Origin of the sequence: Alicyclobacillus fodiniaquatilis (genome assembly GCF_042678105.1) — a bacterium.
Taxonomy (GTDB): Bacteria; Bacillota; Bacilli; order Alicyclobacillales; family Alicyclobacillaceae; genus Alicyclobacillus; species Alicyclobacillus fodiniaquatilis.
Genome location: NZ_JBHUCX010000019.1, coordinates 1 through 11,221, shown reverse-complemented (window position 1 = coordinate 11,221; position 11,221 = coordinate 1). Strand labels below are relative to the sequence as shown.

9 protein-coding genes and 2 pseudogenes are annotated in these 11,221 nt (G+C 44.4%); 9 read left to right on the top strand and 2 right to left on the bottom strand.

The annotated features are described in order from the left end of the window. Positions 1-405: 405 nt before the first annotated feature. The 3 genes and pseudogenes from ACFSB2_RS06380 to ACFSB2_RS06370 form a co-directional block, all read left to right on the top strand. The gene (locus ACFSB2_RS06380) at positions 406-735 is read left to right on the top strand and encodes a transposase (RefSeq protein WP_377942202.1); all 330 of its coding nucleotides are present in this window, start codon (positions 406-408) and stop codon (positions 733-735) included. Between the two features lie 12 nt (positions 736-747). Then, positions 748-981, top strand: a pseudogene (locus ACFSB2_RS06375) (adenylyl-sulfate kinase); the annotation flags it as partial. Positions 982-1,762: 781 nt separating this feature from the next. Then, positions 1,763-2,056 (top strand): annotated as a pseudogene (locus ACFSB2_RS06370) (IS4 family transposase); the annotation flags it as partial. A gap of 22 nt (positions 2,057-2,078) precedes the next feature. Here the strand turns inward: ACFSB2_RS06370 and ACFSB2_RS06365 are convergent. Together ACFSB2_RS06365 and ACFSB2_RS06360 are read right to left on the bottom strand one after the other, a co-directional pair. Then, positions 2,079-2,999, bottom strand: coding sequence for an LCP family protein (locus tag ACFSB2_RS06365; RefSeq protein ID WP_377942201.1), 921 nt, complete (start codon positions 2,997-2,999; stop codon positions 2,079-2,081). Between the two features lie 137 nt (positions 3,000-3,136). Next, on the bottom strand, positions 3,137-3,358 hold the full coding sequence (locus ACFSB2_RS06360; protein ID WP_377942200.1) for a helix-turn-helix domain-containing protein: 222 nt from the start codon (positions 3,356-3,358) through the stop codon (positions 3,137-3,139). A 278-nt stretch (positions 3,359-3,636) separates the two neighbouring features. Here ACFSB2_RS06360 and ACFSB2_RS06355 point away from each other — a divergent pair, with 278 nt between their 5' ends. The 6 genes from ACFSB2_RS06355 (at position 3,637) to ACFSB2_RS06330 (ending at position 10,671) form a co-directional block, all read left to right on the top strand. After that, complete coding sequence (locus ACFSB2_RS06355) at positions 3,637-4,692, top strand: nucleotidyltransferase family protein (protein WP_377942199.1); 1,056 nt, start codon at positions 3,637-3,639, stop codon at positions 4,690-4,692. A 173-nt stretch (positions 4,693-4,865) separates the two neighbouring features. Beyond that, positions 4,866-5,654, top strand: a complete 789-nt coding sequence (locus tag ACFSB2_RS06350) for a hypothetical protein (protein ID WP_377942198.1) — start codon at positions 4,866-4,868, stop codon at positions 5,652-5,654. Next, positions 5,651-5,920, top strand: coding sequence for a PqqD family protein (locus ACFSB2_RS06345; protein WP_377942197.1), 270 nt, complete (start codon positions 5,651-5,653; stop codon positions 5,918-5,920). Before ACFSB2_RS06350 ends, ACFSB2_RS06345 begins: the two co-directional genes overlap by 4 nt. A 6-nt stretch (positions 5,921-5,926) precedes the next feature. Beyond that, a complete protein-coding gene (locus ACFSB2_RS06340) occupies positions 5,927-6,376 on the top strand; it encodes a signal peptidase I (protein ID WP_377942196.1) in 450 nt (149 codons plus the stop codon). Between the two features lie 16 nt (positions 6,377-6,392). Further along, positions 6,393-8,228, top strand: coding sequence for an ABC transporter ATP-binding protein (locus ACFSB2_RS06335; RefSeq protein WP_377942195.1), 1,836 nt, complete (start codon positions 6,393-6,395; stop codon positions 8,226-8,228). Between the two features lie 445 nt (positions 8,229-8,673). Then, entirely contained in the window at positions 8,674-10,671 is a 1,998-nt protein-coding gene (locus tag ACFSB2_RS06330; protein WP_377942194.1) for a TOMM precursor leader peptide-binding protein, read from the top strand. Positions 10,672-11,221 lie beyond the last annotated feature (550 nt).

The window sequence follows — 11,221 nt, the reverse complement described above, 5'->3', positions numbered from 1 at the left end:
TTTGAAATCTGCATCGTATTGTTTTGTCATCGTAGACACCTCGAATCAATTTACTTATTTTCACATTCTTGATTCGTTGTGTCCACACTTTTAACCTAACACCACATATCAGCATACGAAGACATGGGAAGCATCCAATGACCCAGAGTTCGAGACGAAAAAAAACGAATAGAATCGTTCTACCAACAACCACCTACAGACGGACGAATCCTCTGTTTTGACGAGTTCGGCCCCCCTAGAGGTGCAACCATTTCCGAGTCAAGGGTGTTTCAAGAAAGCGCATCCTGAGCGATTGCCAGCTACTTATCACCGCAATCACGGTGTTCGGCATCTATTGGCGGCGCTAGATTTGAAAGATGACAAGTTGTACGATCATACTTCGAAGCACAAAAACACCGAGACATCTTGCGATTCTTCAAAGTCCTGATGCGACGTTATCATCGTACGGAGCGATTGTACATCGTTTTAGACAATTTTTTCCCACACAAACATGGGAAAGTGGTTTTGTGGGCTGCCGACAATAACGTCGAGTTGGTCTTTACCGCGACAAATGCCTCATGGATGAACCGGATCGAATGTCACTTCGGTCCGTTACGCAAGTTCGTACTGACAGGAAGTGACTACAAGGACCATAAAGAATTGGCCCAAGCAATTCAAGCGCATATCCGGTGGCGAAATCGCCACAAACGGGACGAACGAATTTTACGGGAACAAAAGAAGATCAAGGTTGCCTGATGTGGTACTAGTTTGTTTGTTGATGCTGGAATAGTGGCGATTACTGCTATGATATCTCCGTTTACAGAGGATCGCAAAAGGGCACGACATATGTTTCCTATCGGGTGTTTTGCGGAGATATACGTGAAATGCTCACTTGAGATTTGCGAGCAGCGCGATCCAAAGGGGTAATATTTAAAGGCGAAAGCAGGAGAAATAAAGGGTTTCACAGGAATTGGTTCCCCTTACGAGATTTCAACTAGCCCGAGCTCGTATTAGACACTTCTCTTCAAACTATTGAACAATGTGCGTGTAAAGTCGTGAATTACCTACACGAAAATGCTTTCTTATTAAATAAAACAGCGGTTGTCACTTAATGCTTTATCTCAGTTCTGAGGAGGCGCCAAAAGTTAGACACATCTCATTTTATTAAGCTGCAAGGTCTGAACTCGTTATTGTAGCGGGCTCAGGCCTTTTTTGATTGATGAGAAAATACACTATGGTTTAGGCTATCCGACGTATTTTAGTTCTGATTTTAAGCAATAGGATGCCCGAGACACCAATTTCCACGTTCCAGTTCCAGTTCCAGTTCCAGTTCCAGTTCCAGTTCCAGTTCCAGTTCCAGTTCCAGTTCCAGTTCCAGTTCCAGTTCCAGTTCCAGTTCCAGTTCCAGTTTCAGTTTCAGTTTCAGTTTCAGTTTCAGTTTCAGTTTCAGGTGATCAAGCGGTTATGTTGTCTGCCTTTGTTACTACAACCCTAGTTGTGAACAACGGTTGTAAAAATTGACCCATACCGCGAGTACATACTTGAACGAATGCAAGAAGGATGTCTCAATGCAGCGGTTATCTATGACGAGATTGTTGAGACGGGTTACGACGGAGGCATGACGCAGTTGCGGGTTTTCATGCGACCATACCGTCCTATCATGGAAGCGAAGGCAACGCCGTGATTTGAAACGCCGCCAGGCAGACTATAGTGGATCCGTAAAACTGTCCTCCTATCTGGTGTCCAGTTTTACGGGTACAGGTCCACTATAGTCGTTCTTACGGATATGCTCATCAGCCATACGACGATCGTGTTCCCACGATATATACTTTTAGCTTGGCAGCATCGTCGGAGCACCGATGATCACACCTTGGGAATCTGTTCCGGGCACTATGTGGAAGTCAGTGATTTGGATTGGGCCGTTGCGTTGAGCTAATTGATTGAACTTGTGAACGACGTGACCAAGAAGACCAGCAAGCGCATCTCAAAACTCATCAACCGTCAACTACAGAAATGGACTGACGGTTTACCCAGCTACATCAAGGCATACTTGCCGATTTTGGTCTGCGAGAGTTGAGTAATAAAGAATTCCTTATCTATCACTGAAAATACCTGTCTATAATATTATCCAGTTGTTGCATGTCGAGTACTACTTCGTCATCATCGGCTTTCAAAACATCGTTATACATAGCCTGCTGCTTACCGCTTACCTGATAATAATGAATCTTACTTGAACTAAAATGCTTGGCTTCCAAAGCTAGGCTCAGCATGTCGGATGTATTCATATTGGTTCCAATCAGGAATTTTGGCAATGCTCGAATGACTGCTGGCAACTTAGTCATAGAAGTTGGTTTCATCACTTTACGGGCGATGCCAATCAATGCTTCTTCCTGCAACTGCTGACGACCATAGTCACCATTGGCTAATGAGTACCGTTCATGTACTACCTCCGTCACCATCTGTCCATCCATTGCGTATGTACCAGGATTAAACTGCTTACCTTGATCCTGGGGATACCAAGCATGTGTCAGAGTAACTGGAAACGGTATCTTCATATTGATCCCGCCAACAGTATCCACGATATCTTGTAAACCCCAATAATTCGTGATCGCATAATAGTTGATGGGCAATCCCGTTAAACCACTAATAGCATCAATTGCAGCCTGTATCCCTTTTTGAAGTCCGTGATCAGCCTGGTCAATATACATGACGCTGGTCAATTTAGTATACCCATATCCATCCATATACACTCGGGTGTCGCGGGGGATACTTAACATGTTGTAACTGTTATTTTTTAAATTCACATGAACGATGATAATAGAATCAGAATGTCCTGCTCCATCTTCAGTTCGCTCATCAGAACCGATTAACAGAACGTTAAAAGTCTCTGGAGCAGCACTGACTACTTGTTGATTATATTTGACAGGATTTTTCGTCGCTTTAGCAGTATCCTTTGATAATAATGGTGGATTCTCAAAATGATGCTTTGGTTGGAGGCGATAGTACTCATAAACGCCCATGGTCAAACCTCCAGCGATCAGCACGGCTAGAGTGCTTAGCGTGTAACGTAGAATTCTGCGTTTAGGTCCAATGGAACTTCTATTTGTATTTTTAACGTCATTCGTCGGTAGTGTCATTGGTATCCCTCGCTAGAGTTTTAATCACCCGATTTTTGTACGTTGGTTCCGTTCTCAATCAGAGTTTGGATAGGTACCTCAAGAGCAAATGAAATGCGCTCCATAATATGTATTGACGGATTTGCTTGGATGCCGCGCTCAATTGCACTTAAGTAGGATTTTGCGATATTTGCTTGGCGAGCTAGACTAGACAATGAAAGTCCCCTTTCCATACGAAGTTGCCGAATGCGCTTTCCCATCATCTAATGCATTCTCCCTTCCCTTCACGCGGGGATTTTCATATACGGTATATAATTTGGTGTGGAAGCAAACTAAATTTCGTTCATTTAAAATAAAAATTTGTTCTTTAAAACGAACATAATGTTATAATACCTTAGACGAGTTAGCAAGGTATGTTTTTGGAAACACAGTTTTTAGATAGGGTAATAACGTGTTGTCGTCTATAACAAACAATTGCATTACAAGAAGATTGGGGGGCTCAAAAATAAACAGTACTACTCTGATGAGGAATTTCCTACATATGCTCTATACGGATGTTCAGTATTTACCAGGAGATAGAACTTTCTATTCACAACTGTTACCTGTATTAGAGCAAGAGGATATTATGCCGCAAATTTATAATTTGCTCAGACATAAAGGAAAGTTGAGTCAAACACCGCTAGATTTTCAAATGAAACTTCAAAGACGTCGTGAAACAACAATGTTTCAGAATATGTACGTGAAACGCGAAACAGAACAAGTACTTAGGTTATTTGATAGAGTTGGTATCTCGGCAATATGGCTCAAGGGTACACGCTTTGCAGAGCGCTTTTTTGGTGACTTAGGGGATCGTCCAACATCTGATATCGATATTTTAGTGCCGAGAGAGCTATCTAACGAAGTTATTTCAGCACTTTTGTCTATAGGATACGATGGTCCTCATAATGACATCCCTGGACATTATCACGAAACATTCATCAAGCAAACTAATGATTTGCATCCCTTAATATTAGAGGTTCATTACAATGTCATTAGGACCACTGATGGGGACGTCAATCTGAAAGAGTTTTGGGAAGAGGCACAAATCATTGAAAGCTATCAATGTATTTATGAGTTGTCCATAAATCATACTTTCTACATGGCGTGTATTCATGCTACTAGACATTGGTTTGAATCTGAAAAAACGCGTATTGATATCCTCCAAATACTAAATAATAAAGATTTTACAGTCGACTTATTCGAAATTCTGAATAAATCTCGGCGAGATGATACTTTGTCTCTTGTATGTACTGTTCTTTCTAACTTGTATGAGCTATACCCTTTTCTTAAAGGAGTGCAGTCGCTTCCTCATGGATTGGAAAATAACCACTTTCGAACTAGGTTCCGTTCGAAGGTGGCTCTAAACTTAGCCATTATTGAGGGTTGGCCAAGGAAAATTCAATATCTCAACAGGTGGCTATTCCCACCTGCACAAGAAGCAAGGTTATGGATTCGTAGAGGAAGAAAAGAGCATGTTGGTTTTCTACAACTGTATGTCCTTCTCTATTGGCAACGATTGAATAAACTGATTTCGATACTCACCACAGCAGATAACTAACAATTCTTCATCACTTAATTGCCAAACTGACAAAGAAAGATTGGGTCGAAAACACACAAATAACTTCTCCAGAACAAATCGTTCTTTACAAAGAACGATTTGTTCTCCATAATGTCCATAAAGCAATACAAAACAACCTAAAAACCGACCACAAACTCATAGGGGAGAACAAAATGTATCAATTGATGGTCAAAATTGGGGATCACCTCATTTCGATGACAACCACGTCATCAGAGGTGCAGGGGTGGGTGTTAGAAACATACTGTGTGGTGGACACAGGCGATGAAACCAAGGTTTGTGATCTACATCTTCACATCGAAGCTGGCTATGGTCTACCATTTGCCAACCAAGCCTACAAGGTGTCTGCAGAAGAAACATCCATCATCTATGAAAGACTGGATTACCAGTTAGCAGTAGAGCGAGATTTCACGCGAGCGCTCTTGAAAGTCAACGAACAGATCTCCCTCAAACACGCCATGATGAACTTGTACAGCGCATTTATCGTTCATCGCAATTGGGGTCTGTTGATCCACTCTTCCTGTGCGATTGATGGCGGGCGAGCACATCTGTTCTCGGGCCATTCCGGAGCTGGCAAATCGACGGTCGCCAGATTGTCTCATCCGCGCATGTTGTTGTCGGATGAAGCGACCATCGTGCGAATTCGGGCCGGACAGGTAGATGTCCTTGATTCACCGTTTCGCAGTGACACCACACCTGAATTTACGGCGGAATCTTTTCCTTTGGCAGCTATCAATTTATTGCAGCAATCATCGCGCATATTCCGTAAACCGCTCACGACATCAGAAGCCATCTTGCGCATGATGGATAAGTCCTTCTACTGGGCGTTCAGTCAGCAGGAAACACAAAACATTTTGGGATTATACAAAACGCTTTTACATGTTGTACCGGTATATGAACTTGAGTTTCAAAAAAATGATTTATTTTGGGAGGCCATATCATGAGTCAACAATATCGCTGGAATACATCTGTCGAGTCCGCCGAATTAGACGAAAATTGGGTGGTGATGAATTCGGAGAAGTTCACCATCTCCAAATTGAATCCTATTGGAGGCTTTCTCTGGTCAAAACTGCAACAGAGTTTGACCAAAGCGCAACTTGTTACAGAAGTGATGGCTGAATATGAGGTGTCTGAAGAAGTGGCCACGGCGGATGTGGTGCGTTTTTTGGATCAACTGACTGAATACGGGTTGATTGAACAGGTAGGTTGAGCACATATGCAGGCCACTGTCGAAATGATGAAGCGGCACATCCAAACCCGTGGCTGGCTGGATGTGCCAGCCCAAGGTGTCAGCATGTTTCCTTGGATACGTGAAGGGGATATTTGCCGTTTTACCTACGTGAAACAGCTATTGGATATTCAGCCGGGTGATGTTTTGCTGTTTCACACTGAATCAGGTCACCTCGTTGGTCATCGGGTGAGGAAGATGGAGACGGTCAATCAAAAAGTGGTGTTCATTTGTAAGGGAGACTCCAACCTGCAAAACGATGCGCCGGTCTACGAAGATCAGGTGATTGGCCGTTTGGCGTATGTCCGCAAACCAAAGATGGTGCTGCAAATGGATGGCTGGATTGCGGATCTATGGAAGCGTTTCGTAAATCTCACGCCCCACCCTTCCCGGATTCTGCGCTGGTATTTATCTCGACAGGCAATGCGTCGGGAATGAAGGGAGTCTTTCAATGATGGGGTTGGCGTTGCGAAACTTTTTTTCTGGTGAAAAAGACACAGTGGATAGACCAGCATCGCTCAAACAGATGTGGACACCGTTTCTTCGCATCATGCCGTATATGTGGAAAGTGCGGGGAGCGTACTTTGCGCTTGTGATCATCATGTTCATCAATCTATTCGTATCCCTGTATATTGCCTGGTTCCTGCAAACATTGACCGAAGCGGCCATACATCAAGACTTGGGGAAATTGCATTGGATGTTACCCGTGGGCATTGCCGTGGTTGTTGTATGCACCTCATTTGTCTTTGCACAAAACTATTTGCAAGGCGTCGTTGTCTGCAAAATAGAACAAGATGTGCGCATGGACTTGTACCAGCGAACATTGCGCATGAAGACAGACCGGATGGAAGCGCACCAATCCGGTGATATTCTTTCGCGAATGACGTATGACATCGGGGCCATCGGCGCTGCGGTTGGGGTGTACGTGCTCAACGTCGCCCGCTTGATGCTCACCGCCATCGGCGCTTTGATTTATCTGCTATTTCTCAATTGGCAGCTCACGCTCATCTGCATCTGCTTAGCGCCGCCAGCCATCTTTGCTGCGTTTCTGTTTTCCAAATATGCCAAGCGAAATAGCAAAAAACTATCAGAGGCTTTTGGCAGCATCCAATCCTTTGTCAACGAATCGCTGAGCGGACTGATGGTCATACGCACATTTACGCTGGAGAATCAGTTCATCCGTCAATTCCATGAGCGGACAGGACATCTTCTTCACTTGCAAATCAAGAATATCAAGTTGAGATCCGGCGTCAGTTCTGGCATGAGTCTCGCACACTACGTGGCCTATTTGTTAAGTTTCACGCTCGGCGCGTTTTATGTCGCGCATGGTGCAATGACGGTGGGCGGACTTTTGGCCTTTATGACGCTCATGCAAAACGTGATTGGCCCGATGATGTCGACACCGCGCGAATTTGGTTCCTTTCAAACCGCAATGGCGGCGGTTGAACGGATTTGGGGCATTATGGACGAAGAAATGGAGGATCATCCACCACAACCTATGTTAGCGTTTCCATCTGTGCCGCAGCGGACGGTGATAGATTTTCACCAAGTATCCTATACATACGCCAATGGCAGCCGCGCTTTGGAGCAGGTTTCTTTCTCCGTCCCCATGGGCAGCACGGTTGCGCTTGTCGGCCCGAGCGGCGCGGGCAAGAGTACGCTGTTTAAGTTGTTATTGGGTTTATATGAGCCAACTTCCGGTGTCATCACCTTGAATGGTCAATCCATTCAAGCGCGATATGCACAAGTGCTGCGCCAACAGATTGCCTATGTGCCGCAAGAGACATTTTTGTTCAGTGGCACCATACGGGACAATATTCGCCAAGGGGCATTTGCTGCAACCGATGAGGAGATTGTCCAGGCGGCGATAGATGCGAACGCGCATGATTTTATCGCATCTCTTCCCCATGGCTATGATACTGAGGTGGGGGAACGGGCCATGCGCTTGTCAGGAGGGCAACGGCAACGCATCGCGATCGCACGGGCATTGTTGAAGGATGCGCCCATTCTTCTGTTAGATGAAGCGACTTCTGCCTTGGATACCCAATCTGAGCAGGTCATTCAAGAAGCGCTGCATCGGCTGATGAAAGGGCGAACCACTTTGTCCATTGCACATCGGCTTTCCACGGTTATACACGCGGACTATGTGTATGTACTGGATAAGGGACATGTAGTTGAGCAGGGAACGCACGAATCTCTGTTCAAAAATGGGCAGTTGTATGCAGAGCTTTATCGCGCACAGTTTCAAGGTGCTAGGCATGCGTTTCCGGCGCCCGCATTCCATCGCTAGTCGAAAGATGAGGAATTGAAAAATATTTTGTTCTTTTTTAAGAACAATTATTGACTCGGTAGAGAACGTAGGTTATATTATAGCTAATCTTCCATATCAGGGGTGAAGGGGTAACATGAAAAAGAGATATGAATCACCAAAAGTATTAGTGCACCAACCATTGACGTTTGAAACACAAGCAAGTGGTGACCCGCCGTCGAGTACTAACTCGAGCAATTGCCATTGGGGTAGTACCAGCACGAGTACAAGTACGAGCACCAGCACGAGTACTAGTACGAGTACTAGTACGAATAAAGGTCATTGGTGGTAATAGGTCACCGGAATTCTGTGAAATGAATGTACACGCTACCAGAGAGCTGTTATTAAACGGCTCTCTGGTAGTTTTTTAAGACCATGTACAACGGATAAAAAATCATTGTAGTTTCCATATTTCAGGGGGATGGACATGCCGGGGAAACAGGTTGTCATGTTTGATAAAGGTCCAGTATTGGGTCAGCAGATTGAAAAGGACTGGGCAAAAGAAGCGTTCTCATCACTTGAGGATGAACTGGTTCTTGTCAGAGGGATTGAACTCAATGTCTCGGAACAACTTCGGCCGGACTTGGTTCTTTTGGTGTCAGATTCGCCAGATAAATCGTTTGAAGAATCCATATTAGAGCGTTGTAGAGCACTGGATATTAAAGTTTTGCCCGTGCTTGGAAGAGCGTCTACTGTGGTTGTTGGACCACTTGAAATACCAGGTCAACCTGGGTGCGCGACATGTCTTCAATTGCGATGGAAGCATTCTAGGCGTCGTTCCCTGCATGATTCGGCATTAGAAACGCAATTCGGTGCCTTAGCCTTAGATGGAATTCGAATACCGCTCACGTGTGAACCATCCAAGTTATCAGCTTTGTCTACCATCATTATCACCGAAGTTGCATCTTTTCTGTCCACAACATGCACTCGCCTACAAGGTACGGTGGCTATTCACAACCGAAACGCGGAAATTCAGTGGGTTCCGTTACTACCAAGTCATGATTGCCCAAGATGTGGTCTGTCCGCTATGGACAGTGCGAAGTTGGGGCAACTCTCTTTTCAATCCCACCAGATTGTGGACATCGATGAACTTCGCGTACGTGATGTAGAATTATCTCGCCTTGAGAATTTGTTTGTGAATGAGGATGTTGGGTACATATCGAACGTGCAAGAATTTTGGAGTGAAGATGGTTACGTTCGTGTCAATGCGGGCGTGAGCACGAGGGCAGCTGGACATTTCGGATATGGTTCAGGGTTCTCCATCGAAGATGCGAAAAAAAAAGCAGTTCTCGAAGTGATTGAGCGTGTGTGTTCGACGACAGCGACGGATCGAAATCCAGTCGTGTTCGATTCATACTTGAATTTACAGAACATGGCTATTGATCCATGGAGGTTTGGTTTACATACAGATTTCGCCTATGAGACGCAAATGTCTGGTTTAAAAGTCTATCATGCAGATACAAAGTATTTTTGGGTTTGGGCATATTCGACCATGTTTAACAAACCGGTGCTAATCCCGCAACAAGTGGCCTATTATGGCCAATCAAATGACACAGAGCGTTTCGTCGTTGAATCAAGTAACGGTTGTGCTTTGGGAGGCACGCTGGAAGAAGCCATTTTGCACGGCCTTTTTGAAGTGATTGAACGGGATGGGTATCTCAATATGTGGTATGGAAAATTACCTGTACCAGAACTGAGGATCGATCAACATTGTCCTGATAAAGTGCTTAAAACGGTATCTATGCTTGAGCAAAAAGGGTATCGAGTGCGCTTATTCAACATTTCACATGACCTACATATTCCTGCAGTTGTCGCGACAGCTGAGTTATTGGATAAAAACGTGTTTCCACGAGTGACTGCAAGCAGTTCATGTCACTTAAATCCGTACGAGGCTGCATATGGAGCGCTGCGAGAACTCGCCGTTCAAGTGCTTTATTTGGAAGGCGTTTCAGAGAAAAAAAGAGCCGAGGCACGAGCAATGTTTGAAGACTCGTCCAAAATGCGAGATATTATGGATCATGTATTGCTGGCTGCATTGCCAGAAGCATATTCCCGTTGGCGCTTTTTGTTAGAACGAGAGGACGATGGACAAGTCAAGACGATAGCAGAAACATACCAGGGCGTTTCTGGTCGATACCAGATGGAATCACAAGACATTCGGCTCATTTTAAATGCCGTATTAAATGAACTTCACACACATGGATTTGAAGTGATTGTGATGAATCAAACCAATGTAGAAGCATCCTATGCTGATTTACATGCGCTCAAAGTCCTCATACCGGGCATGATGCCCATCACGTTTGGTCACGGGCTGGAACGATGGCAAGGTTTGCAGCGAATATTCGAGTTGCCGTATCAAATGGGATACGCTGATCATATATTGACTTCCGCAGATTTGAATGCATATCCTCATCCGTTTTCATAAGTGATTGGCGAAGCGTCCATTCGGAAACGAACATGAAGTTCGAATTTTTTGGATAAACAGTGTATATTTTGTGTCAAATTTCACTTCCTAGCATTGCGTTATGCGCTTACAAAAGGTAGATTATACATTGGGATAACTTATATAGAGATATAAAGAGGGATAGGACGCCCAGTTTAACAGCTATGGTCAAGGGATTGCGACTCGTCATGAAGCTTCGCTTGTTTCATGAATTCAGGATTTCGTCAATTTCTTGTATGAATTATTGCGAAATTTCTGTACATCTATCCTCGATGATAGATATCGGAATTCGTCACAGTGAACTTCAGCGTAAAACAGATAGCTGCTGGGTGATTAGAGACTCCTAAAAATTCGTTCAGCAAAGATTGAGATTCAATCGCTGGATGACAGGTCGGGGAATGAAACAAATTTAGGGGGAAGGGTTATGGTAAAATAGCCTCTCGGCATTGAGGTGACGAAAACAGGGACAAAGCGGAATTTCCCGCAAGAATCCACTGGAAAATCCGCAAATAATGGTTGAAACAGCGATGTT

What these genes read in the sequence shown, in the direction of transcription:
- ACFSB2_RS06365 (WP_377942201.1), bottom strand. Translation starts at nt 2,999, where the DNA reads ATGGGCGTTTATGAGTACTATCGCCTCCAACCAAAGCATCATTTTGAG.
- ACFSB2_RS06360 (WP_377942200.1), bottom strand. Translation starts at nt 3,358, where the DNA reads ATGATGGGAAAGCGCATTCGGCAACTTCGTATGGAAAGGGGACTTTCA.
- ACFSB2_RS06355 (WP_377942199.1), top strand. Translation starts at nt 3,637, where the DNA reads ATGCTCTATACGGATGTTCAGTATTTACCAGGAGATAGAACTTTCTAT.
- ACFSB2_RS06350 (WP_377942198.1), top strand. Translation starts at nt 4,866, where the DNA reads ATGTATCAATTGATGGTCAAAATTGGGGATCACCTCATTTCGATGACA.
- ACFSB2_RS06345 (WP_377942197.1), top strand. Translation starts at nt 5,651, where the DNA reads ATGAGTCAACAATATCGCTGGAATACATCTGTCGAGTCCGCCGAATTA.
- ACFSB2_RS06340 (WP_377942196.1), top strand. Translation starts at nt 5,927, where the DNA reads ATGCAGGCCACTGTCGAAATGATGAAGCGGCACATCCAAACCCGTGGC.
- ACFSB2_RS06335 (WP_377942195.1), top strand. Translation starts at nt 6,393, where the DNA reads ATGGGGTTGGCGTTGCGAAACTTTTTTTCTGGTGAAAAAGACACAGTG.
- ACFSB2_RS06330 (WP_377942194.1), top strand. Translation starts at nt 8,674, where the DNA reads ATGCCGGGGAAACAGGTTGTCATGTTTGATAAAGGTCCAGTATTGGGT.